Origin of the sequence: Lactococcus hircilactis, assembly GCF_009601015.1 — a bacterium.
Lineage (GTDB): Bacteria > Bacillota > Bacilli > Lactobacillales > Streptococcaceae > Lactococcus > Lactococcus hircilactis.
On sequence record NZ_WITJ01000006.1, the window covers coordinates 1 to 21,725 of the forward strand.

Sequence of the window (21,725 nt, forward strand, 5' to 3'; positions counted from 1 at the left end):
GCGCAAATGGACCGATGGGAATCTTCTTAATCATCGCCTCAACCCTTCTTGTCGCAGCAATGGGACTCGTCATCTCTTATTATTATCGCCCAAAAAGACAAGGGTAAGTTAAAAAAGTTCTGTCAGTGCTGACAGAACTTTTTAACGTCTAAAAAATGGATTAAAGTGTATTTCATGACCGATGCTACTTGAAGAACCGTGTCCAGGAAAAATTTGATAATGCTCAGGGAGGGTAAAAAGTTGTGTTTCAATGGAGTGACGCAGTTGCTCATAATTTCCAGTCGGCAAATCCCAACGACCAATCGCTTCGTAAAAAAGCGCATCCCCTGTGAAGACGAGTTGTGAAGTGTCAAAAACTAAACTTACACCTCCAATGGAATGTCCAGGCGTTTCTAAAACTTTAAAGTGAAACTCACCCAAATCAAGAGAGAGACCAATTTTATAAAAACAATCCGCATCAGGAGCTAAAACATCTTTCCCTAAAAGAAGTCGCGATGCGTTATATTCGGGCGCTTTGGGCCACGTTTTTTCAGCCTCATGAAGATAAATCAAAGCATCAGGAAAATGCTGCTTTAAAGCGGATAAGCCCATGATATGATCAAAATGAGCATGACTCAATAAAATAGCAATCAAAACCAATCCAGATGATGAAATTGCATCAATGACAGCTTTAGGATCACTTCCAGGATCAATCACGATACAAGACGTTTCTCCCTTCAATAAATAAGTGTTTTCCTGTGCGATCGGATTAATAAATCGCTCAATTTCCATTTCTAATTACCCCTTATCATTGATACTTGCAAAGCTCCCATTGACCGTGACGTTACTTGGTGCTGTCCAATCAGAGACTGAAGAAGGATCAGGATAAAGACTTCCCATTACACTGGAGAAGACCTTCGTTGCGCAAAGAATCGTATCCCCATAAACAGGCGTCATGCGATTTTGATAGCCCGTCCAAACCGCCATCGAATACTGCGGCGTATAGCCGACAAAGTTTTCATCAGGAGAAACCATACCAGAAATATCACCATACTTATTTGTAATTTGTGTGCGTTCATCATCTGTATAATTAGAAGTTCCTGTTTTCCCAGCCAAAGCAGTCATCCCAGGAATATTTGCATTTCCACCCACAGAAATAGAAAGCGGTAATTTTACAATGCCTTGCAAGATATTTGTGATAATATAGGCTGTCGAAGGTTTCATTGCTCGAGAACGTGAAGGTTTATAATCAATCTCACGTCCATCAGGAAAAACAATTTTAGTCACATAGTAAGGTCTTGTATAAACGCCATCGTTTGCAAATGCAGCATAAGCAGCAGCCATAGATTCTGAGCTTGCCCCGTGCTTAGGATTTGAGGTATTACTTGAAATGGCATTTGCCCAATTGAGCGGTCCTAAATCAATGCCTACTTTTTTCAAAAAGTTTGATGAATTTTCTTTTCCCACCTTGACGAAAGTTTCCACAGCTGGAATATTTCTTGAATATTGTAAGGCCGATTTCACAGTCATCGCTCCTAAATAACTATTATCCCAGTTATTCAACGGCGTGCCATCAGGATAAGTTGTTGGCTCATCCATTACTGTATCACTTGTCGAATCATAAACCCCATCTTCAAAAGCCGGACCATAATCGACTAATGGTTTCATTGCAGATCCCCAATCCCGATCGACTCGAAGTGCACCATTTGTTCCAAAAGTAACATTTTTAGGAAGATTTCTCCCCCCAATCTGAGCCACAACAGCTCCAGTTTCAACATTGATTAACGTTGAAGCGACTTGCAAGTCCTTATCTGGAAAATCAACATACTGATTTGTATTTACAACATTATAAAGAGTTTCTTGTGTCGAAGTATTTAAAGTTGTATAAACTTTAACCCCCGCATTTGCTGTATCCACACCAGCTAATTGATCTGCTTGAGCTTTAGCTTCTTTTAAGAAATTATCTGCAAAAGCAGGAATCGAAACACTATGCTTGAGAGGCAAGAGACCGTCTGTGATAGGAGTAGCCAGTGCTTGTGCTTTTTGTGCGGCCGATATTTTATCGTAATTATACATGGCGTTGATAACTAAATCGCGCCGATATTTTGCTGCAGATTGATTGACATAAGGATTATAAGTCGTTGGTGCTTGAGGCATTCCCGCCAATAATGCAATTTGAGCGATCGAGAGTGCCGTCAAATCTTTACCATAATAAGCTTTAGCAGCAGTTCCCATCCCGTAATACCCATTGGCCATATTGACTTTATTGACATAAGCTGTAAAAATTTGCTCTTTTGTCCATTTTTGGTCTAATTGCAATGCAAGCCAAGCTTCTTGAACTTTAACGCGAAGATTTTGATCACTTTTATCCGTTGAAAACATACCAAGTTTCACTAACTGCATGTCTAAAGTGGAACCTCCATTAATGGAATCTCCCTTTAAATTATGCACAAAAGATCCTGCAATCCGGATAGGATCAATGCCACGTGTACTAAAAAATCGATGATCCTCAATGGAAGTCACAGCATTGACCAATTGAATGGGAATATTATTTGCTTGAACTAAAGAACGATTTTCAGCACCCATCGTAGCAATCACAGTATTACTCGAATCAAAATATTGACTTGATGGCGGAGATTCTAGCTTTGAAAGATCTAATTTAGGTGCATCTTTAGCATAATAAACAAAAACAGCACCACCAGCTAAGACCGCTAAAATGATGACAGAAAAGAACACAATAAAAAAGACTTTAATTGCCGTTAACCACGGTCTTTTTTTCAGAGCTGGTGTTTTTTTGGGGGTTTGATTTGAAGTTTTAATTTTCATTTACCTCACACAGTTTTTTTAAAATATCTAAATAAGGGATACGAGGGATTTGTTGTGTTGGAATTTCAAATCCAAATTCTCGAATGTATTGAATGGGAATTGACTTTAAGCCATGTTTCTCATAGTAGAATTTTATCAGATTTATTGAAGGAAGTAAATAAGTTTCTTCGATTGATGCAAAATGAAGCAAAACGAAAGCGATTCCTTTTTGCTCAATGACACGTTCCATATGCACGATTTGATGTTCATGGAAATTTTTGAGTGGAAAAACTGTTTTTTGTTGTGTTTCTTTCGCTTCAAAATCGATATATTTTCCCTGCCAAACGCCAGAATAATCTGTTGTAGAAGCTTGCCTAAAATATGCTTCTGTGATTTTAGCTTTGCTTCGCTTAGGGTAATCCACTTTTACAATCTGGATTGGCGTGGGTTTTTTATGAATCACTGCAATGTGATGTGCCAAATAATAAGCATTTGTTTCATTAATCTCAGACTCAAAGTTCATTCCACGTTTTCCAAATTCAACGAGATTTTGAACTTGTTTTTTGGATAGACGGAGCGCACGTTCTTTTTTTGACTGGTGTGTTGATTCTGTAGCACTCACAAAAGCACGAGCATTTTTTTTGCTCTCTTTTTGAGGGGGACGTGTTCGTGAGAGTCCTTTAGGATAATTAATCATTGATAGCCCTAGTTTTTATTCTATGTGTAGTATAATGTAAATTATAGCATATTTTATATAAGGAAATAAAGTTTATGAATGCACTTTTAATTATGGGTTACACAAATTTTGAATTAGGAATTTTTAAAGCATCAGATCCAAAAATTACTGTGATCAAAAAAGCCTTTAGAAAACGACTGGAATCTTATCTCGCACAAGGGTTGAAATGGGTGATTTTTACAGGTGCTTTGGGGTTTGAGTACTGGGCACTTGAAGAAACAAAAACAATGCAAAAGGATTTTGATTTTGAGATTGCAACACTGTTTGATTTTGAAACACACGGCAAAAACTGGAATGAAGCGAATCAACAAAAGCTAGAAATTTTCAAGTCAGTTAACTTTGTCAAAGCTGCGTATGAAACCTATGAAAATCCAAGTCAATTTCGACAGTATCATGCTTTTTTAATTGAAAATACACAAGGAGCACTCTTGTTTTACGATGACGAAAATGAAACGAAACTTCACTTTTTGATTGACAAAATGAAACAAACACCAGATTATCGACTGGATTTTATTACTTTTGAGAATTTACAAGAAACCTATGAGGAGATGAATGAATAAGGATGTCCCCATTTAATCTCCTCAAAAAAAGAATATTCATTTTATTTTTTCGTTTGCCCTTTTTTTAAAGCGAGGATTTTGATATAATGAAAAAGAAAAGATGCCACTCCGTTTTTAAAAATAAGGGTGGAATTGCGTTATTTTCGAGTGTTTAGTGAGAAAGTAAAGTAAGAAAAAATATTACTAGAGAGCAGGAACAAGAGTGATCGATTTGTATTTGTCTCCTTCATGCACGAGCTGTCGCAAGGCGCGCGCATGGCTTCAAGGACATAAAGTTCCATATATTGAACATAATATATTAACTCAACCTCTAACGCCAGAAGATTTGCGAAAAATTTTAACTAAAACAGAAAATGGCACAGAGGATATCATCTCAACGCGCTCAAAGGTTTTTCAAAAACTGGCCGTTGATGTTGATAATTTAACCATCAACGAACTCATTGAGCTCGTTTCAGAATTTCCTAATTTATTGCGTCGTCCTATTATCACAGATGATAAACGTCTTCAAATCGGTTTTAATGAAGATGAAATCCGTGCTTTTTTGCCGCGAGATTATCGTCGTGCGGAATTGTCAACGTCGGCAGAAAGTTAAAAATGAAAGAAAATTATGCTTATCCGATTGATTTAGATTGGAGTACTGATGAAATGACAGTTGTGCTTGCTTTTTTAAATCAAGTGGAAGATTTTTATGAAACAAAAGTAGAGAAAGTCAAATTTTTAGAAAAGTATCAGGCGTTTAAAACAATCGTCCCCTCAAAAATGCAAGAAAAACAAATCGGTCGAGAATTTGAACAAAAGAGCGGTTATTCTCTCTATCAGGCAGTAAAGGAAGTATCGTCAAGTGAAAGAAAGTACATCAGTCATAAAAAAGCTTGAACAAGCCAAACAATGGGTTCAAGAAGCGGGGCAATTTTTAAGAGAAAATCTAGCAGAACCACTAGAAATTACTGAAAAAACACGCTATGATGATTTAGTGACGAATTATGATAAGGCCGTTCAAAAAAGGATCATCTCCAAAATCTTACAAGCCTACCCTAAAGATTTCATCTTAGCAGAAGAAGATGAAAAGAAAGTTGAATTTTCAGAACAAATTTCTCAGTTGTGGGTGCTTGATCCAATAGATGGAACAACGAATTTTATTGTTCAAAAAGACGATTTTGCAATCATGTTGGCGTACTTTGAAAATGGTGTGGGAAAATTTGGAATTATTTTGGATGTGATGAATGAAAAACTGTATTGGTCAAATGATCACGCAGCATTTTGCAATGAAAAACAGCTCCATGAAAATGTGGCACCACTTCATCAAAGTTTACTTGCAGTGAATGCCTATATGTACCGTACAAATACAGGTGGACTATTAGATTTGAGTCATCACACGCTTGGCGTAAGATCCTGCGGAAGTGCTGGCATTAGTTACACAAAGCTTTTAGATGGAAAAATCATCGGTTATTTTAGTCATCTTCAAGTCTGGGATTATGCAGCAGGTATGATTATTTCAGAAAAATTAGGGTTTGTGACGAAAGCATTAGATGGAGAAAATCCACATTTTAATGGGCGTGAGATGGTTTATACAGTTCCTAAAAGGCTACTTGGACTGATACAAGAAAAAATGCAGGGAAGTGAAAACTAATTTCTCTGTTCATTTTTTATGTTATAATGATTAAGCTTTAAAAATAATCAAAGTTTGAAAAGGGATAATTTAAATGGATAAAATTATTGTAAAAGGTGGAAAAACCAGACTTCAGGGTGAAGTTGAAATTGAAGGGGCAAAAAATGCCGTTCTTCCATTACTTGCTGCGACATTACTTGCAAGCGAAGGAGAGGTTCAATTAGGGAATGTTCCAATCTTGAGCGATGTTTTTATGATGAATAACTTAGTGAAGCACTTGGGAGTGAAGCTGACTTTTGATCAATCCACAAAGCAAATCATTGCAGGGGCTGGAAAAACGATTAAAAGTAATGCGCCATACGAGTATGTCAGTAAAATGCGTGCATCCATTGTTGTTATGGGGCCAATTTTATCAAGAAACGGTGCTGCTCGTGTTTCTATGCCAGGAGGATGCTCAATTGGCTCACGCCCGATTGATTTGCATTTACGTGGCTTTGAATTAATGGGGGCAAAGATTACCCAAAAAGCAGGCTATATCGAGGCTTCTGCGGAACATCTGAGAGGGGCTCAAATCTATCTGGATTTTCCATCCGTTGGAGCGACTCAAAATTTGATGATGGCGGCAACTCTTGCTGATGGGACAACAACGATTGAAAATGCTGCGCGTGAACCAGAAATTGTTGATTTAGCTAATCTCCTCAATAAAATGGGAGCACGCGTCAGAGGAGCTGGGACGGATACCATTGTCATCAAAGGAGTGAAAGCGATGCACGGTGCGCATCATTCTGTGGTTCAAGATCGGATCGAAGCAGGGACATTTATGGTTGCAGCGGCGATGACGAAGGGAGATGTCCTGATTAAAGATGCCATTTCTGAACACAATCGCCCATTAATCTCAAAATTAACAGAAATGGGTGTTAGATTTATTGAGGAGCCAGAAGGAATTCGTGTGATTGGTCCTGAACGCTTGAAGGCAACGAATGTTAAAACACTTCCTCATCCTGGTTTTCCTACAGATATGCAATCTCAAATGACTGCCGCTCAAGCGGTCGCAAAAGGTGAATCTACGATGATCGAAACAGTTTTTGAAAATCGGTTCCAACATCTGGAGGAAATGCGTCGGATGGGATTAAATGTTGAGATTACACGAAATTCTGCATTGATTGAAGGAACCACACAACTTCAAGGTGCTGCAGTAAAATCAACAGATCTGCGTGCTTCAGCAGCATTGATTCTTTTGGGATTAGTAGCGCAAGGGGAAACAGAAGTATTTAAATTAAATCATTTGGATCGTGGGTATTATCAATTCCACGAAAAATTAAAAGCTTTAGGAGCAAACATTGAGCGTGTTAAAGCAGATGAAGATGAGGAAGAATAATGTTTAAAAAAACCATAAAATTTTTAGGAGTTAGAGTTTCTTTATTACTACTCGTTTTGATTTTGTTGGTTGCTGCTGCTGTCTTTGGATTGATGTTGGGATACGGTGTTTTAGGCGGAGGAAATCCAACGCATATATTCGATCGCGGACTTTGGCATGAAGTATTGAATAAGCTGAATCCAAAATAAGAGGTCGGAATTCAAAAATAAGTGTTCAATTTATCATAGAAAAGGCACAAGAGGTCTTTTTTATTTGTAAGATAAAACCAATGGAGTATAAAAATCCATTGGTTTTTTGTGTTATTTACTCATTCAGGTTAAAGGTGGATTAATGTGTTTTGTTGTCGTTAAAAAGTGGACAAAATTAAGTGCGATAAAGAGTGCACCAGTAATAAAAATTCCACGATATCCGAAACGATTGGCCACAAAGGCACCGATTAATGGACCAATCACGCCACCTATTGACATGAAAGATTGATTATATGAAAAAATACGGCTGGTCATTTCGGTTGGGGTTGATTTTGTGAGTAGTGCATTGATTTGTGGGAGCATGGTCGCATCTGAAATTCCAATCATAAAACGAAGAAACATCAATAAAAAAATGCTAGATACAAAAGCTGTGGGAATTTGGACGAGAAAAGCTAAGATAAATCCACCGATTAATAAATATTGTGGTCCGACTTTGTCCCCTAGTTTTCCAAATCTTGGAGCGGCAATGATGGTTGAAATACCAGGAAGTGCAGCAATCATTCCGACAAGGAGTGTGGTATTCATCGTACTGTGATTTATCTCACGTACAAAAAGAGCCATGATGGGATTAATTGAGGTATTCACGATTTGGATGACCATCGTTGTGATAAACATGCCAAAGAGGAGATTTTTATTGGCTAAATGTTTGAATGGATGTCGCTCTTGTGGCATGTTTTGAAATTGGGCTTGTGTGGGGACGTGAGTCTCTGTGACAGCAAAAATAACCAATAGAAAAACGAGAAATAAAAGCGCACCAGTAATTAGAAAAGTACCGCGATAAGAAAAGATGGAAGCAATAATTCCGCCTAATAACGGTCCAATCAGTTGTCCAGAAGTGGTGCCTGTGACAATAATTCCTAAAGCACGTCCAGCTTTGGCTTTTGGCGTTTGTGTCGCAATCAAGGCTGTTGCATTCGAAATGAATCCGCCAAAAAAACCTTGCAGTGCTCTTAAGAGAATTAATTCCCAGACGTTTGTGACACAGGCCATCAAGCTAATGACAATCGCCATGCCTAAAGAGGCACGAAGGAGCATTGGTTTTCGACCATATTTGTCTGCAAGTTTGCCCCAATAAGGAGAGATGAGTGCGGTCATCACAAAACTAATGGCAAATGTGATGCTGGATAAAAGATTTAAAACCGAAGTACTAAAATGTCCCAGTTGCTCAATGTAAAGCGGGAGAAAGGGCATAAAAGCAGAAAATCCCATGCCAGCGATAAAAACGCCAAACCAAAGGACAATGAGATTTTTTTGCGCTTCTGAAGTTGTTTTTTTTGTTAGAAAATGGATGTTCATTATTTAATTATAAGATAACCAAAAACTATTGTCAATAGTTGAAATGCTATGTATGATAATTTTCATAGAGAAGGAGCTTTATTTTTTATAAAATCAGAGAAAGAAATGGTGTAAAGACTTGAAATAAGCGCCAGTTTATGCTATTCTTGAAAGGTATGAAATTCTAGGGGAGCGTAATGCGAACTCGCGAAAGTGCGACAAACGTTGCCATATTAATCCTCTAAAATAAGGAGAATCTAAAAAATGACTGCAAGTTTTGAAAAAACTGGTGTAAATAACGGCACACTTACCTTTTCAATCGATCAAGAAACGATCAAAAAAGGGCTTGATAAAGCGTTTAACAAAGTAAAAGGGAACATCACTGTTCCAGGTTTTCGTAAGGGTAAAATTTCTCGTCAAATGTTTGAACGCATGTACGGTGAAGAAGCATTATACGAAGAAGCTTTGAACGCTGTTCTTCCTGAAGCTTACGATGCTGCTGTTAAAGAAGCTGGAATCGAACCTGTTGCTCAACCTAAAATTGATGTTAAATCATTAAATAAAGGTGAAGATTGGGAATTGACTGGAGATGTTGTTGTAAAACCTGAAGTAAAACTTGGGGAATACAAAGGACTTGAAGTTTCAGTTGATCTTACGAAAGAAGTGACAGATGAAGACGTTGAAGCACGTCTTGCTTCAAGCCAAAATAATCTTGCTGAACTTGTTGTGAAAGAAGAAGCTGCTGAGAATGGAGACACTGTTGTCATCGACTTTGTTGGTTCTGTTGATGGTGTTGAATTTGAAGGAGGAAAAGGGAATAATCACAGTCTTGAACTTGGTTCTGGTCAATTTATTCCTGGCTTTGAAGAACAATTGGTTGGGACTAAAGCAGGAGATGAAGTTGAAGTAAAAGTGACATTCCCTGAGGATTATCAAGCTGCTGATTTAGCTGGAAAAGCTGCTGTTTTTGCAACAAAAGTCAATGAAGTTAAAACAAAAGAAGTGCCTGAACTTGACGATGAACTTGCAAAAGATATCGATGAAGAAGTTGAAACTTTGGATGAATTGAAAGAAAAATTCCGTAAAGAATTGACAGAACAAAAAGCTGAAGCATTTGATGATGCTGTTGAAACTGCTGCGATTGATGCTGCTGTAGAAGCTTCTGAAATCGTTGAAATTCCTGAAGAAATGATTCATGAAGAAGTGCATCGTGCGATGAATGAATTCCTTGGTGGAATGCAACAACAAGGCATCTCTCCAGAAATGTACTTCCAAATCACTGGTCAAACAGAAGACGATCTTCACAAACAGTATGAAGCTGATGCTGACAAACGTGTTCGGACGAATTTAGTTGTTGAAGCGATTGCTGCAGCAGAGAACTTTGTGACGACAGATGCTGAAGTGGAAGCTGAAATCGCTGATTTGGCAGGTCAATATAACATGCCTGTTGATCAAGTGAAAAACTTGTTGCCACTGGATATGTTGAAACATGATATTGCTGTGAAAAAAGCAGTGGATTTGATTACTTCATCTGCTGTTGTAAAATAAAAACGTGTTAAAAATCTGTCAGTACTGACAGATTTTTTTGTACTGTGAAAAACTGTGAAAACGCTTGAAATCTCTTGTTAAAAATGGGAAAATGCGTTATAATAAGACAGTAAAGATGCGAATGATTTTACGTTTTGTTTCATTTGGAAATAAAAATATCAATTTTTTCTTTAGCGCTGGTGAAACAGATGAGCGTAATATTTTGCAATCAATGGATCGGAGACAGAGATGGTTGAGGATGAGAAACAAGTCACAGGATTAATCCATTCAACGGAAACGTTTGGGACAGTCGATGGCCCTGGGGTTCGTTTTGTTGTTTTTGTACAAGGATGCAGGATGCGGTGTAAATATTGTCATAATCCAGATACGTGGGCGATGAAAAATAGTAAAGCCACAACGCGTACTGTTGAGGACGTAATGGAGGAAGCACGGCGTTTTCAAGGATTTTGGGGGACAAAAGGTGGCATTACGGTTTCTGGTGGAGAGGCACTTTTACAAATTGATTTTGTGACAGCGCTGTTTAAATATGCACATGAATTAGGAATTCATACGACACTTGATACAGCAGCACAGCCTTTTAATACGGATCCTTATGTCACGGAGCGGATTGATGATTTGCTTGCTGTGACGGATTTGGTCTTGCTTGATTTGAAAGAAATCAATCCAGAGCGCCATAAAACATTAACGGGAAATAAAGTCGATAACATTTTAGAATTTGCACAGTATCTCTCAGATCATGACAAAGCCATGTGGATCAGACACGTGCTCGTTCCAGGTGAATCTGATTTTGATGAGGATCTGGTCGCATTAGGTGAATTTGTAAAAACATTGAAAAATGTGCTAAAATTTGAAATTTTACCTTATCACACGATGGGAGAATTCAAGTGGCGTGAGCTGGGCTGGAAATACCAACTGGAGGGCGTCAAACCACCAACGAAATCACGTGTTCATAACGCACAAGCTTTGATGGATACAGAATCATACCAAGATTATTTAGAAAGAATTAAATAAAAATCTGTCAGTACTGACAGATTTTATTATTCCAAATTTAAGAAAAATTGAGCGAAAAAGTTGAAACGTCACTAAAAAGAAGAATGAAAAAAAGAGGTGTCTAAAGTGAGAATGTGTGGTATTTTTTTGACATCGCTAGAGATGCTGGATCAGAAATGCTTTTATCACACGCAAAAGTGCAGGGGAGTTTTTGTGTTGATGAGGGAAAACTTGGAGAATTGGATTGACCAGACTCATCAAAGAAAAACTTGCGAAAAACGGTTTTATTCATCGGATCATTTAGTGATTAAATGATTTCTGTCAGTACTGACAGAAATCAAAACGCTTATTCTGAAGAATTTTGATTGATCCAATAATAAATGAAGAGGTCAAAAATAAAAAATAAGAGAAACCACAATCCCATCAGCTGCGGGAAATGGTGATTGAGATAAAGCACAAGAATTAAAAGTACTGCACTAATTGCACCGCCTAAAATCATTTGGTTGTATTTTTTCATTATCATCTCCTTGAGTATCGTATTTATTGTACTACGAAACTTCATGGATTACAACTCAAAAAAGAATGAAACGATGAAATGTTGTGTTTTTTTTGATATAATAGAATGTACACAAATAAAAAGTGTCAAGAAAGCTGAATTTTTGAACCTGCTTGCACAAAAAACAAAACTTCCTTCTTTCTTGCCCCTTTTTGAGCGATTTGCGCTTACATCTTAATATAATAAAAAAAGAATAAAAATTTAAAAAGAGGTATAAAAATGTCAGACAAAATTTTCGTCTTTGGACACCAAAAACCAGATACTGACGCTATTGGCTCATCTATGGCGTTTAGTTACTTATCCAATCACCGTAAAAACATGAAATTGAACACAGAAGTGGTTGCACTTGGCCCTGCCAATGAAGAGACTCAATTTGCATTGGACACGTTTGGACTCGAGTTGCCACGCATCGTCACATCAGCTAAAGCTGAAGGTGTAGATACCGTCATTTTGACAGATCACAATGAATTTCAACAATCGATTTCTGATATCGAATCACTGACGATTATGGGCGTGGTTGATCACCATCGCATCGCCAATTTCCACACGGCAAGTCCATTGTTTATGTCCGTTGAGCCTGTCGGATCTGCTTCATCAATCGTGTATCGTAAATTTCTTGAAGAAGGACTTGAAATTCCTAAAGCACTTGCAGGGATGATGTTATCTGGTTTGATTTCTGATACGCTGCTTTTGAAATCTCCAACAACACACCCAACAGACTTTAAAGTGGCAGAAGAATTAGCTGAAATTGCTGGTGTTGATCTTGAAACGTACGGTCTTGCCATGCTTAAAGCAGGCACGAATCTAGCATCAAAAACAGCAGAACAACTGATTGATATTGATGCAAAAACGTTTGAATTAAACGGTAAAAAAGTACGTGTAGCACAGGTCAATACCGTTGATATTCCTGAAGTTTTAGAACGTTTAGATGAAATTAAATCGGCAATCTCAGCTTACATTGAAGCAGGACATTTTGATGACTTTGTGTTGATGATCACAGATATTGTTAATTCAAATTCTGAAATTGTTGAAGTGGGGACAGATGCTGACAAAGTAGAAGCTGCATTTAACTTCAAATTAGAAGAGGGACATGCATTCTTAAAAGGCGCTGTTTCACGTAAAAAACAAGTCGTTCCACAATTGACTGATGCGTTTAATGATTAATTTTTGAATGAACATAAAAATATATCAAGAAAATCGACTGACCCGTCAGCCGTTTTTCAAAACTTTAATTACTTATTTGTCTGAGAACAATGAAGTTCAGTTGCGCACGCTCCATCAGGAATTTTCAAAAGAAAGTCATTTGGATCGGAAAATTGGAACTTATATTGATGCGGGCTTGATTTTGCGGAAAAATAAACGTTACAGCAACGCATTTCACGTATTTTCTGATGCTGATTTTGAACCCAAGCAAATAGAAATTCACACGAACACGCCACAACATTTATCTTATGATCACCCGTTTTTTGTGGCAAAAGGAAGTCAGATTGAACGTCTTTTGGATGCTTCACAGATTTATCAAACTTTGAGTAATGATGTAAACGCCATTAAACTTCATGAAACGACACAATTCGGCTTTAAAACTCCAGAAAATAATAATCCAGTTAAAGCAACGTTAGCAAATTATTTTATCAAATTAGAAGAAGGGGTGCCTTTGAGTGCTTTTGAGAATGAAATTTATGCACGAATTGGAGATGTTGATCCAAATTATGCCCTCAAATACATGACAACGTTTTTGCTCAAATTTTCCAACCACTCACACATCAAAGCAAGAACGGATATTTTTATTGAAACGCTTGAAAAATATCACTACATTGAGCAGATTTCTGAAAAAGAATATTGTTGCAAACTTAAATTTTCAACGCTTTGCCTTGAAACGAAACATTTTGATGAGGCAAAAGACTTTATTGCTGCTCAAATTGGACAAACTCAAAACTTACCTGATTTTATTGAAATTTAAAAAGGAAAAAAATGAAATACGAAAAATTATTACCCCGTTTTCTTGATTATGTCAAGATCAATACGCGTTCAGATGAAAATTCAACAACCATCCCTTCAGTGCCTGCTTTAGTTGAGTTTGCGCATAAAATGGCAGAAGAACTTCGTGCGCTTGGCGTTCACGATGTTCATTATCTTGAAAGTAATGGCTATGTAATTGGGACTATTCCAGCCACTACAAGCAAAAAGGTACGTAAAATTGGATTGATTGCTCACATGGATACGGCAGATTTCAATGCGGATGGAATCCAGCCACAAGTGCTTGAGAATTATGATGGTAAATCCGTGATTGCGCTTGGAGAGTCAGGATTTAAACTGGATCCTGCTGAATTTCCACAGCTGAAAAACTATGCAGGTCAAACGTTGATTCATACAGATGGAACAACGTTACTTGGATCAGACGATAAATCTGGTATTGCAGAAATCATGACTTTGGCAGATTATTTATTGAATATCGCGCCTGAGTTTGAGCATGGAGAAATTCGGATTGGTTTTGGACCAGATGAAGAAATTGGAACAGGGGCAGATCGGTTTGATGTCGCAGATTTCAATGTTGATTTTGCTTATACTGTTGATGGCGGGCCACTAGGGGAGTTAGAGTATGAGACGTTTAGTGCTGCGGGGTTAAAAGTGCATGCTCAAGGACGCAATGTTCACCCAGGAACAGCAAAAAATCAGATGGTTAATGCCCTTCAATTGTTAATTGATTTTCATGATCAGCTGCCAAAAGAAGCGCGTGCTGAGTTGACGGAAGGACGTGAGGGATTTTTCCACTTGCTTAAGATGGACGGGACTGTTGAAGAAGCAGAAAGTCAGTACATCATTCGCGATCACGATGCACGAGAATTTAAAGCTAAAAAGGATTTTGTTGAACGCATCGCCAAAAAAATGAATCAAACTCTTGGCAGTCCACGGCTCACAATCGATCTTAAAGACCAGTATTATAATATGGCACAGATCATCGAAAAAGATATGTCCATCATTGATATTGCCAAAGAAGCAATGGAAAATCTGGGGATTGAACCTAAAATTGAACCCGTAAGAGGGGGAACTGATGGATCTAAGATTTCATTTATGGGACTTCCTACACCCAATCTTTTTGCGGGTGGAGAAAATATGCATGGGAGATATGAGTTTGTCAGCCTTCAATCAATGGAAAAAGCGGTAGATGTTTTACTTGAAATTTTGCGCTTGAATAACAAGGTCATCACATCTTAACATGGATGTTGCTAAAAAGCGGGAATAAAAACACTGAGTTATGCCTCAGTGTTTTTGATTCCTTTAATTTTTTTGAGAAAGGCTTGACCATATTTTTGGAGTTTGACAGGGCCGACTCCTGAGATATTCAGGAAATCTGCAGCTGTCACAGGCAAATCTCTCGCCATTTCTTTGAGTGAGACATCTGAAAAAATCATAAATGGAGGAACTTTTTCATTCTTTGCAATTTCAAGACGAAGAAGTCTTAACGTTTCAAAATGGGTTTGTGAAAAACTCGTGTCAGTACTGACAGCGCTCGTGTCAGTAAGGAGCGTTGTTTTACGGTAGACCTTTTTTTGCCCCAAAAGAACTTGTTTTCCTGTTTCAGAAACGGTGAGGAGAGGAAAAGTACCGCCAGTGATTAAAAGATAATGTTCAGCAGATAAAAAATCGATTAACTCACGCACGGATTTTTGGGAAACACCTTTCATGATCCCGTAAGTAGAGAGCGTTTCAAAATGCCATTTTTCAAGGGTTTTGTTTTTGGATCCTATAAGCACTTGTGCTGTGGCTGTTTTTCCAAAACGCTCCCCCATACGAATGACACAAGAAAGAACTTTTTGGGTATCTTGTGTGATGTCTTTTTTTACACGTTCATCAACACAATTTTGACATTTTCCGCAGGATTCACCCTCATCACCAAAGTACTGTAAAATATAGCGTTGTAAACAGTCTTCTGAGTTGGCGTATCCCTGCATTTGACGAAGTTTTTCATACTCGTTTTTCTTGTGCTTTTCATCGGCATCAGATTGGTCAATGAAATAAGTTCTCAAGCGTAAGTCATTAGGAGAATAAAGTAAAATTGCATCTGCTGAAAGTCCATCGCGTCCTGCTCGCCCCGCCTCTTGATAATACGCTTCAATTGTACTTGGAAGACTATAATGGATCACGAAACGCACATTTGATTTATTAATCCCCATTCCAAAAGCATTTGTTGCGACCATCAGAGGAATAGCATCATAAAGAAAAGCTTCTTGATTGGCTTTTCGGTCAGCTTCGCTGCACCCTGCATGATACTTGGTAGCAGGGATATTCAACTTTTTAAGCGCATCAACCAATTGATCGACTTCTTTTCTTGTTGCAGCATAAATAATGCCAGCTTCATTTTTGTGCTGGTTGAGATACTGCTTGAGAAAAGTACTCTTGTCCTGACCTTTAACGACCTCAAAACGGAGATTTTCACGCAGAAAACCAGTTTGAATCGTATGATTTTGTTGAATACCAAGTAATTTTTGAATGTCAGCACTGACAGCAGGGGTCGCTGTTGCTGTCAGTGCTAACAGCGTTGGGTGTGTGGGCAATGCTTTAAGGTAAGTGGCAAATTCAACATAGGAAGGACGGAAATCATGTCCCCACTGACTGATACAATGGGCCTCATCTATTGCGACACAATCAATTGAAAGTTGAGTCAAAAAATGTCGAAAATCCGACTGCAAAAAACGCTCAGGTGCGACAAATAAAAGTTTGATTGATCCTTTTTCGACTAGTCTCATTCGAGTAGAGCACTCGGATTCGTTAATGGTTGAATTAATAAAAGTCGCTGGAATTCCAGAGACAGTGAGCTGGTCCACTTGATCTTTCATCAAAGAAATCAAAGGAGAAACCACCAGAGTCACTCCATTTTGAAGGAGCGCTGGAAGCTGGTAACAAATGGATTTTCCAGCACCAGTTGGTAAAATGCCCAACGTATCAATTCCTGACAAAACTTGCGTGATGATTTCTTTTTGACCATTTCTAAAATGATCGTAGCCGAAATATTTTTTTAATGCTTCTTCTAAGTTCATACCCATTAATTATACGTGAAAAAAGTGAAAAAGTAACACAACAACGTTTTTAAATTTTTTCTAGTCAAAAAAAGACAACTTTTCTTGCAATAATGAATTCAAAAGCGTATACTGTAGTTAATGGATATTAAGTGAATGAATGAGCCGAATACTCCATTAGTCTATTCAACTGAAAAAAATTGAAAAGGTACCTTTTTTCTTGTTATTCTAACAAGAAAAAAGGTACCTTTTTTCTTGTTATTCTAACAAGAAACACTAAATGCATATGTTTAAATCAATTCTAACAACAGTGATAGATTTGAAAAATCATTAAAAATTTAATAAAAGGAGCTTTTTATCATGAAAGCAGCAGTTGTACGTCAGAATCCAGATGGATATGCTGATGTTGTTGAAAAAAAATTACGCCCACTCAAAGCGAATGAGGCTTTATTAGACATGGAGTATTGTGGAGTCTGTCATACAGATCTTCATGTCGCAGCAGGCGATTATGGAAATATGGCAGGAACGGTTCTTGGACATGAAGGAATTGGGATTGTTAAAGAAATTGGCGACGATGTAACGTCACTCACAATCGGTGACCGTGTCTCCGTCGCTTGGTTCTTTGAAGGTTGTGGACACTGTGAATACTGTGTCTCTGGTAACGAAACTTTCTGTCGTGAAGTGAAAAATGCTGGTTATAATGTCGATGGTGGTATGGCTGAACAAGCGATTGTGACAGCAGATTATGCCGTGAAAGTGCCAGAAGGACTTGACCCTATTGAAGCAAGTTCGATTACCTGTGCGGGTGTGACGACTTATAAAGCCATCAAAGTTTCAGGGATTAAACCAGGTCAATGGCTCGTTGTTTTCGGTGCTGGTGGTCTTGGAAACTTGGCAATCCAATATGCGAAGAATGTTTTCAATGCAAAAGTTATCGCCGTTGACATCAATCAAGACAAACTCAACCTTGCAAAAACAATCGGTGCAGATATCATTATCAACTCGGGTGAAGTCAATCCAGTGGATGAAATCAAAAAATTGACAGGTGGTTTAGGTGCCGAAGCTTCTGTTGTCTGTGCGGTTGCACGCGTTGCCTTTGAACAAGCTGTTGCTTGCTTGAAACCAATGGGACAAATGGTTGCTGTCGCTCTTCCTAATACAGATATGACTTTATCAGTGCCTACAACAGTCTTTGATGGTGTCAAAGTCGCAGGTTCACTCGTTGGAACACGCGAAGATTTGAAAGAAGCTTTCCAATTTGGCGCTGAAGGCAAAGTGAAACCGATCGTTGCCACACGTAAATTGGAAGAAATCAATGATATCATCGATGAAATGAAAGCAGGAAAAATCGAAGGTCGGATGGTCATCGATTTCACAAAATAAGAAAGCTGGCATAAGATGACCTCTGAATCTTTAAAACAATTTTCGAGTGATGAGTTTAAACAATTAACAGAATTTCAACAAGAAGAAATTACGAATAATTTTAAAAAAGCGATTATATATAAGATGAAAGAAAAAAATCTTGATATTGACACAATCGCTGAAAAGTCAAATTATTCAGCACGTCAACTCTCTTCTCTTTTATACTCAGATTCTGTAGATTATGAAACGCACCAAGAACTCCAACAGATTCTTGCAATAACTAATGGTTTTCCCGATTGATTCACTTACATACGGAAAAAAAGTGAAAAACGCTTCAGTGCTTTGGGGCGTTTTTTGCGTATTTATGTCTTTTTTTATTTTATTTGTAAAGAAAAAAGCTCAATTATTTTCTGTCAGTACTGACAGAAAATAAAAACGGATGATGAACTCAACCGTTTAGTGTTGTCAGTACTGACAGATTTTTATAAATATTTGCTTGCAGCAGCAGTGTCACCGATATAAAATACGCGTTCATCGTGATAGAGCTGGAATTTATCAGTCCCTTTTCCGGCAATAATGACCGCATCATTTGCATTGGATACTTGTGAAATGGCTGATTTGATTGCTTTTTCACGATCTTCAATAAAATCAACTTTTCTTGTGACGTAAGATGAGATTTCGGTTGCAATTGCTTTTGGGGATTCACGATTCGCATCGTCTGTTGTCAAAATAACGTCAAGACGCGGGTGATTTTCAATCACATCACCAAAGTCTTTCCTACGACTTTCTCCTTTATTTCCTGTTGCACCAAGGATCAGCATGATTTTTCCAGGATGGTGATTTTCTACTACGCTGACCAAATTTTCAAGGGAGATGCCGTTATGGGCGTAATCAATGTAAAGATGTGCCCCATTTTTTGCGGTTAAGAGTTCCATTCGTCCAGGGACAATCGCTTTTTGAAGCCCTTTTTGAATGTGCTCTAAACGTGCACCTAAATGAGAAGTCATTAAAGCTGTTGCTAGAGCATTTTCCTGATTGAATCGTCCAAGTAAGCGAATCTTAAAAGCTCCTGCAATTTTTCCTGAACTGACAAAGCCAAATTGTTCGCTGTCAGTAATGACATTTATTGAACCTTCGCCGTAGAAATCACAAGGAACCCCTAGGTCCTCTAATTTTTGCTCAATCAAATTGAAATGATGCATCTCATGATTGGCGACAAAATACGCTGCATGCTCCACTAATTGAGATTTACAGTAAAAATAATCTTCCATCGTGGGATGTTCATTTTTTCCGATGTGGTCAGCAAAGAAGTTTGTAAAGCCAGCGACATCAAAATCAAGTCCATAAACACGTTTTGTTTTGTATGCTTGACTTGATACTTCCATGACAAGATGGGTCATCCCATTTTCTACTGCGGTCGCCATCATTTTCATCAAATCTAAACTCTCAGGAGTTGTGAGTTCAGATTTGAAAAATGTTTTTCCATCTAATGTTGTTTCTGCTGTGGATAAAAGTGCTGTTTTTCCACTATTCATCTCATCTAAGATTGCTTTAGCAAAATAAGCAGACGTTGTTTTTCCTTTGGTGCCTGTAATGGCTAACGTTTTGAGCTTTTTTTGAGGATAATCATAAAAATCTTGAGCAATTAGACTCATGGCGCGTTTTACATCATTCACGATAAGGGCAGGAATAGTGACCTCATAATCTACCTCTGAGAGATAAAAAGGGACGTTTAAATCCGCTAAATAAGCGCGTTTAAAATGGATTCCTTTGGCAAAAAATAATGTTTTTTCGTCTGTTTTTCGGCTGTCATAAGACAAAGCATCAAAGAAAAGCTGCTGTGAAGAGTTGTAATAATACTCATCATTCACGATGATTTCTCGGAAATTTGCATCTTGTTTCAAAATTTTAATTATTTGTTGTAAACTGATCATATCTTTATTATAATATTTTCTTCCAAAAAAAGCTAAATTAGGGTAAAATAGAATGATGGAATATAGAGATCAGATTGAAAAGAGCACGTTTACTGCTCAAGAGGGTGCAAAAAAAGCCAAGGATCAGATGCTTTCTGGGACTGCTTGGCGAACGGGTGCCGATATGCTCGGCAAAATTTTAGGCGTGATCTATATCATTCCATGGTTTGCATGGATGGGACACGCCGCTAATCAGGCCAATGCTTTATATAGCATGGGCTACAATATTTATGCGTTGTTCTTGCTTGTTTCGACCGTCGGAATTCCGTCAGCTGTGGCTCGTGAAGTGGCACGTTATAATACTCTAGGCGACGAAAATATGAGTTATCGGCTCGTTCGGCAAATGCTTGGAATTATGACGCTTTTGGGAGTACTCTTTGCCATTATCATGTCTGTTTTTGCAGGCCCGCTCGCTCGTCTGCTTGGTGGAAGTACAGCGTTGATTCCCGTGATTCAGAGTTTGTCGCTTGCGATTTTGCTTTTTCCTTCAATGTCGGTCATCCGTGGCTATTTTCAAGGATTGAATCAAATGAAAGCTTATGCCATGAGCCAGTTGTGTGAGCAGGTCATCCGAATCATCTGGATGTTAGTGACCACTTTTGCAATCATGAAACTTGGCTCACACCACTGGCAATCAGCAGTGACACAATCTACATTTGCTGCGTTTGTGGGGATGTTGGCATCTTATGCGGTTTTACTTTTCTATCTTTATCGCTCTGGAAATCTAAAACATTTGATTCATCCAGGAGTTGCAAAAAGTAAAATTAACCCGCTTCAAGTCATGGGAGAAACCATGCGTACAGCGGTGCCATTCATTGTTTTGGGCTCTGCCACACAAGTTTTTCGTTTGATTGATAATTCGACGTTCATGCATTTTATGCCGATTTTTACAAATTTAAGCCATGGTACTTTGATGAGTTATTTAAGTTATTTTTCGGCGAACACTGATAAATTAACTCTCCTCTTACTTGGTGTCGCACTGACATTGGGCTCAGTATCAGATCCTCTCATCACAGAGCATTATGTCCGAGGAAATAAGCATGCGTTAGCGACATTAGTGGGGTACAATTTCCAACTTTATGCTGGATTTATGCTTCCTGCTGTTGTTGGAATGTCACTCTTAGTCAAACCAATTTACACGTTGTTTTATCAGATTCCATCTAGTTTTCAGGTTGCTTTGTTTGTCTTTACGGTGCTTCAAAGCTTTTTACTGGGACTTTATATGTTAGTGTATCCTCCATTGACGGTGATGAGTCATAAGCGCTTGGCGATGAAATTTTTCTTTGAGATGTTGATTGTGAAGGTCGTTTTGCAAGTGCCTGCACTCTTTATATTCCATAGTTATGGGCCATTAATTGCGACTACGATTGCTTTTGTTTTTGGTGATTATCTTTTTATTAGAAAATTGTATCACTTAACGCACTTTTCACTCAAAAATACCATGCGTGGTATCCAAGGAGCGGCATTGTTGACAGTAATCATGTCGATTGTGGTCGTTTTTGTAGAGTTGATCTTAGGATTAATTTTTGGAAAAACGCCAGGACGGATGATCTCAGCACTTCTCTTAGTAGTGAGTGGAGGATTGGGATTTTATGTTTATCTCTTCTTAGCGGCGCAATTAGGGCTTTTAGAGAAATGGTTTGGTGAGCGAGGCACAAGTCTAAAGCGCAAACTCCATCTTTAATTCA

Annotated in this window: 21 protein-coding genes; 14 read left to right on the plus strand and 7 right to left on the minus strand. The window is 38.1% G+C overall.

Features of this window, described 5'->3' with window-relative positions:
• Window positions 1-141: 141 nt before the first annotated feature.
• From GHI93_RS04955 to recU, 3 genes are read right to left on the minus strand one after another with little or no spacing between them, the layout of a single operon-like run.
• The gene (locus tag GHI93_RS04955) at window positions 142-771 is read right to left on the minus strand and encodes an MBL fold metallo-hydrolase (protein WP_153495970.1); all 630 of its coding nucleotides are present in this window, start codon (window positions 769-771) and stop codon (window positions 142-144) included.
• Window positions 772-777: 6 nt separating this feature from the next.
• Complete coding sequence (locus GHI93_RS04960) at window positions 778-2,805, minus strand: transglycosylase domain-containing protein (RefSeq protein ID WP_153495971.1); 2,028 nt, start codon at window positions 2,803-2,805, stop codon at window positions 778-780.
• Entirely contained in the window at window positions 2,795-3,481 is a 687-nt protein-coding gene (gene recU, locus GHI93_RS04965) for a Holliday junction resolvase RecU (RefSeq protein ID WP_153495972.1), read from the minus strand. The genes GHI93_RS04960 and recU overlap by 11 nt, the downstream gene beginning before the upstream one ends.
• A 74-nt stretch (window positions 3,482-3,555) precedes the next feature.
• Between recU and GHI93_RS04970 the strand changes: the two genes are divergently transcribed.
• The 6 genes from GHI93_RS04970 (at window position 3,556) to GHI93_RS04995 (ending at window position 7,255) form a co-directional block, all read left to right on the plus strand.
• Window positions 3,556-4,080 (plus strand): SLOG family protein, encoded by a 525-nt coding sequence (locus tag GHI93_RS04970; RefSeq protein ID WP_153495973.1) that lies wholly within the window; start codon window positions 3,556-3,558, stop codon window positions 4,078-4,080.
• A gap of 202 nt (window positions 4,081-4,282) precedes the next feature.
• The gene (spx, locus tag GHI93_RS04975; RefSeq protein ID WP_343030315.1) at window positions 4,283-4,672 is read left to right on the plus strand and encodes a transcriptional regulator Spx; all 390 of its coding nucleotides are present in this window, start codon (window positions 4,283-4,285) and stop codon (window positions 4,670-4,672) included.
• A gap of 2 nt (window positions 4,673-4,674) precedes the next feature.
• Window positions 4,675-4,956 (plus strand): UPF0223 family protein, encoded by a 282-nt coding sequence (locus GHI93_RS04980; RefSeq protein ID WP_153495974.1) that lies wholly within the window; start codon window positions 4,675-4,677, stop codon window positions 4,954-4,956.
• Window positions 4,922-5,710, plus strand: a complete 789-nt coding sequence (locus GHI93_RS04985) for an inositol monophosphatase family protein (protein ID WP_343030316.1) — start codon at window positions 4,922-4,924, stop codon at window positions 5,708-5,710. The genes GHI93_RS04980 and GHI93_RS04985 overlap by 35 nt, the downstream gene beginning before the upstream one ends.
• 73 nt (window positions 5,711-5,783) lie before the next feature.
• Window positions 5,784-7,067 carry a UDP-N-acetylglucosamine 1-carboxyvinyltransferase gene (murA, locus tag GHI93_RS04990; protein ID WP_153495975.1) on the plus strand — a complete coding sequence of 428 codons (1,284 nt, stop codon included), beginning with the start codon at window positions 5,784-5,786 and terminating at the stop codon, window positions 7,065-7,067.
• Window positions 7,067-7,255 (plus strand): DNA-directed RNA polymerase subunit beta, encoded by a 189-nt coding sequence (locus tag GHI93_RS04995; protein WP_153495976.1) that lies wholly within the window; start codon window positions 7,067-7,069, stop codon window positions 7,253-7,255. The genes murA and GHI93_RS04995 overlap by 1 nt, the downstream gene beginning before the upstream one ends.
• Window positions 7,256-7,378: 123 nt before the next feature.
• Here the strand turns inward: GHI93_RS04995 and GHI93_RS05000 are convergent, their stop codons facing one another.
• Window positions 7,379-8,611, minus strand: coding sequence for an MFS transporter (locus tag GHI93_RS05000; RefSeq protein WP_153495977.1), 1,233 nt, complete (start codon window positions 8,609-8,611; stop codon window positions 7,379-7,381).
• A 243-nt stretch (window positions 8,612-8,854) separates the two neighbouring features.
• Here GHI93_RS05000 and tig point away from each other — a divergent pair, with 243 nt between their 5' ends.
• Together tig and pflA are read left to right on the plus strand one after the other, a co-directional pair.
• The gene (tig, locus tag GHI93_RS05005) at window positions 8,855-10,138 is read left to right on the plus strand and encodes a trigger factor (protein WP_153495978.1); all 1,284 of its coding nucleotides are present in this window, start codon (window positions 8,855-8,857) and stop codon (window positions 10,136-10,138) included.
• A 228-nt stretch (window positions 10,139-10,366) separates the two neighbouring features.
• On the plus strand, window positions 10,367-11,149 hold the full coding sequence (pflA, locus tag GHI93_RS05010; RefSeq protein WP_153495979.1) for a pyruvate formate-lyase-activating protein: 783 nt from the start codon (window positions 10,367-10,369) through the stop codon (window positions 11,147-11,149).
• A 325-nt stretch (window positions 11,150-11,474) separates the two neighbouring features.
• Here pflA and GHI93_RS05015 read toward each other — a convergent pair whose 3' ends face one another.
• Window positions 11,475-11,645, minus strand: a complete 171-nt coding sequence (locus GHI93_RS05015) for a hypothetical protein (RefSeq protein ID WP_153495980.1) — start codon at window positions 11,643-11,645, stop codon at window positions 11,475-11,477.
• 258 nt (window positions 11,646-11,903) lie between these two features.
• Here GHI93_RS05015 and GHI93_RS05020 point away from each other — a divergent pair, with 258 nt between their 5' ends.
• Genes GHI93_RS05020 through pepT form a run of 3 tightly spaced genes read left to right on the plus strand, consistent with a single transcriptional unit; the run spans window position 11,904 to window position 14,900 of the window.
• Window positions 11,904-12,848 carry a manganese-dependent inorganic pyrophosphatase gene (locus tag GHI93_RS05020; RefSeq protein ID WP_153495981.1) on the plus strand — a complete coding sequence of 315 codons (945 nt, stop codon included), beginning with the start codon at window positions 11,904-11,906 and terminating at the stop codon, window positions 12,846-12,848.
• Between the two features lie 7 nt (window positions 12,849-12,855).
• Window positions 12,856-13,644, plus strand: coding sequence for a DUF1803 domain-containing protein (locus GHI93_RS05025; RefSeq protein ID WP_153495982.1), 789 nt, complete (start codon window positions 12,856-12,858; stop codon window positions 13,642-13,644).
• Window positions 13,645-13,655: 11 nt separating this feature from the next.
• On the plus strand, window positions 13,656-14,900 hold the full coding sequence (gene pepT, locus GHI93_RS05030) for a peptidase T (RefSeq protein WP_153495983.1): 1,245 nt from the start codon (window positions 13,656-13,658) through the stop codon (window positions 14,898-14,900).
• 38 nt (window positions 14,901-14,938) lie between these two features.
• Here pepT and recQ read toward each other — a convergent pair whose 3' ends face one another.
• The gene (gene recQ, locus GHI93_RS05035) at window positions 14,939-16,723 is read right to left on the minus strand and encodes a DNA helicase RecQ (RefSeq protein ID WP_153495984.1); all 1,785 of its coding nucleotides are present in this window, start codon (window positions 16,721-16,723) and stop codon (window positions 14,939-14,941) included.
• 339 nt (window positions 16,724-17,062) lie between these two features.
• Here recQ and adhP point away from each other — a divergent pair, with 339 nt between their 5' ends.
• Together adhP and GHI93_RS05045 are read left to right on the plus strand one after the other, a co-directional pair.
• Window positions 17,063-18,085, plus strand: coding sequence for an alcohol dehydrogenase AdhP (gene adhP / locus GHI93_RS05040; protein ID WP_153495985.1), 1,023 nt, complete (start codon window positions 17,063-17,065; stop codon window positions 18,083-18,085).
• Between the two features lie 15 nt (window positions 18,086-18,100).
• Window positions 18,101-18,364: a hypothetical protein gene (locus GHI93_RS05045; protein WP_153495986.1), complete on the plus strand. Its 264-nt coding sequence runs from the start codon at window positions 18,101-18,103 to the stop codon at window positions 18,362-18,364.
• Between the two features lie 182 nt (window positions 18,365-18,546).
• Here the strand turns inward: GHI93_RS05045 and GHI93_RS05050 are convergent, their stop codons facing one another.
• A complete protein-coding gene (locus tag GHI93_RS05050; RefSeq protein WP_153495987.1) occupies window positions 18,547-19,998 on the minus strand; it encodes a UDP-N-acetylmuramoyl-L-alanyl-D-glutamate--L-lysine ligase in 1,452 nt (483 codons plus the stop codon).
• Window positions 19,999-20,053: 55 nt separating this feature from the next.
• Between GHI93_RS05050 and GHI93_RS05055 the strand changes: the two genes are divergently transcribed.
• On the plus strand, window positions 20,054-21,721 hold the full coding sequence (locus GHI93_RS05055; protein ID WP_153496111.1) for an oligosaccharide flippase family protein: 1,668 nt from the start codon (window positions 20,054-20,056) through the stop codon (window positions 21,719-21,721).
• Window positions 21,722-21,725 lie beyond the last annotated feature (4 nt).

Bases quoted from the DNA above. Each gene is read 5' to 3' on its own strand.
- GHI93_RS04955 (WP_153495970.1), bottom strand. From the start codon at position 771: ATGGAAATTGAGCGATTTATTAATCCGATCGCACAGGAAAACACTTAT.
- GHI93_RS04960 (WP_153495971.1), bottom strand. From the start codon at position 2,805: ATGAAAATTAAAACTTCAAATCAAACCCCCAAAAAAACACCAGCTCTG.
- recU (WP_153495972.1), bottom strand. From the start codon at position 3,481: ATGATTAATTATCCTAAAGGACTCTCACGAACACGTCCCCCTCAAAAA.
- GHI93_RS04970 (WP_153495973.1), top strand. From the start codon at position 3,556: ATGAATGCACTTTTAATTATGGGTTACACAAATTTTGAATTAGGAATT.
- GHI93_RS04980 (WP_153495974.1), top strand. From the start codon at position 4,675: ATGAAAGAAAATTATGCTTATCCGATTGATTTAGATTGGAGTACTGAT.
- murA (WP_153495975.1), top strand. From the start codon at position 5,784: ATGGATAAAATTATTGTAAAAGGTGGAAAAACCAGACTTCAGGGTGAA.
- GHI93_RS04995 (WP_153495976.1), top strand. From the start codon at position 7,067: ATGTTTAAAAAAACCATAAAATTTTTAGGAGTTAGAGTTTCTTTATTA.
- GHI93_RS05000 (WP_153495977.1), bottom strand. From the start codon at position 8,611: ATGAACATCCATTTTCTAACAAAAAAAACAACTTCAGAAGCGCAAAAA.
- tig (WP_153495978.1), top strand. From the start codon at position 8,855: ATGACTGCAAGTTTTGAAAAAACTGGTGTAAATAACGGCACACTTACC.
- pflA (WP_153495979.1), top strand. From the start codon at position 10,367: ATGGTTGAGGATGAGAAACAAGTCACAGGATTAATCCATTCAACGGAA.
- GHI93_RS05015 (WP_153495980.1), bottom strand. From the start codon at position 11,645: ATGAAAAAATACAACCAAATGATTTTAGGCGGTGCAATTAGTGCAGTA.
- GHI93_RS05020 (WP_153495981.1), top strand. From the start codon at position 11,904: ATGTCAGACAAAATTTTCGTCTTTGGACACCAAAAACCAGATACTGAC.
- GHI93_RS05025 (WP_153495982.1), top strand. From the start codon at position 12,856: ATGAACATAAAAATATATCAAGAAAATCGACTGACCCGTCAGCCGTTT.
- pepT (WP_153495983.1), top strand. From the start codon at position 13,656: ATGAAATACGAAAAATTATTACCCCGTTTTCTTGATTATGTCAAGATC.
- recQ (WP_153495984.1), bottom strand. From the start codon at position 16,723: ATGAACTTAGAAGAAGCATTAAAAAAATATTTCGGCTACGATCATTTT.
- adhP (WP_153495985.1), top strand. From the start codon at position 17,063: ATGAAAGCAGCAGTTGTACGTCAGAATCCAGATGGATATGCTGATGTT.
- GHI93_RS05045 (WP_153495986.1), top strand. From the start codon at position 18,101: ATGACCTCTGAATCTTTAAAACAATTTTCGAGTGATGAGTTTAAACAA.
- GHI93_RS05050 (WP_153495987.1), bottom strand. From the start codon at position 19,998: ATGATCAGTTTACAACAAATAATTAAAATTTTGAAACAAGATGCAAAT.
- GHI93_RS05055 (WP_153496111.1), top strand. From the start codon at position 20,054: ATGGAATATAGAGATCAGATTGAAAAGAGCACGTTTACTGCTCAAGAG.